Source organism: Rhodopirellula maiorica SM1, assembly GCF_000346295.1.
Taxonomy (GTDB): Bacteria; Planctomycetota; Planctomycetia; order Pirellulales; family Pirellulaceae; genus Novipirellula; species Novipirellula maiorica.
In genome coordinates this window covers 1-1,028 of the sequence record NZ_ANOG01000421.1, presented here as the reverse complement: position 1 = coordinate 1,028, position 1,028 = coordinate 1, and the positions used below count along the sequence as shown (strand labels likewise).

Below are 1,028 nucleotides of genomic sequence, written 5' to 3'. Positions count from 1 at the left end.
GCTGCGACGGAGACGTTCGAGTGCCGAGTTTTCAATCGTTGCCATTAATCTTGTACGCTCAAGGGGCTATCGTGTTGTTCGCAGCGAGAACTCCCGGGGGGTTGGTGATCAATCTGCGGGACCTTGAAAGGTACGACGCAAATAGACCGTCGTCACCCTTAGACTTCAAAATTCTTCAGTAAAAGTTCGAATTCCAGCTCGTAGGCGTTCGAAAATACGTTCGCTGTACTTACCCCCCCTGATCGGCGCGTCATCGTTTCCTGGACACCGTGTGGTTTTCCTTGCCGCCACGCGGCCGAGGCAGCAAACCCAACAAAGAAGATATTTGCAAACGATTCGATAACCGGCTCCGATGTTCTTATTTGCGAGCTACGTTTGAAGGCGGCAATTGAGGTTTTGCAAAGCCAGATACGTTCGCTGGGCGGTGCCATTGCAACAATGCACTGTCCTTGCATGCCGCACAATCGAAAGCACCGATTCGTTCATTCATCAACATCGTTAAACACGTTATGACTGTACTCGCAAGCGACACCCAATCCTTCGAACCGAGCATGTTAGGCGGGCTATTGTCCGACGACACGTTCTGGCCAATCCAACCTCGCGATCTACATGAAACCGGGCTCAGCGCTGCCTACGTCGATGGATTGATGCTGAAAATCCTGCTGGTCGGTGGAACCCTTAGCGGCCGCACCTCGTCGGAACGGATCGGGATCCCATTTCGTGTCATCGAACCGATTCTCGATGCACTGCGAACACGCAAATTGGTGACGCACGTTCGACGGCCCCCTTTAACCGATTACTACTACTCGCTAACCGAAGCGGGACAAAAACAAAGCCAATCAGCAAATGGCTCAGTGCAGCTACACTGGCCCAGCACCGGTACCATTGTCGGATTACGTGCTGAGTGTCGAAGCGCAAGCAGCTGGATTGGACGCCGTGGATCGCGAACAATTGCGTACCGCGCTCAGCTCGATCTCTTACCAAAACGAATTGCTCGACCAGCTCGGCCCTGCCGTCAACAGCAACAC

Annotated in this window: 1 protein-coding gene and 1 pseudogene; one reads left to right on the top strand and one right to left on the bottom strand. The window is 53.3% G+C overall.

Going from position 1 to position 1,028, the window contains the following annotated elements; genetic code table 11:
* Positions 1–158 precede the first annotated feature (158 nt).
* Complete coding sequence (locus RMSM_RS13510) at positions 159–455, bottom strand: hypothetical protein (RefSeq protein ID WP_040766393.1); 297 nt, start codon at positions 453–455, stop codon at positions 159–161.
* Positions 456–846: 391 nt separating this feature from the next.
* Here RMSM_RS13510 and RMSM_RS42560 point away from each other — a divergent pair.
* Positions 847–1,028 (top strand): annotated as a pseudogene (locus tag RMSM_RS42560) (AAA family ATPase); the annotation flags it as partial.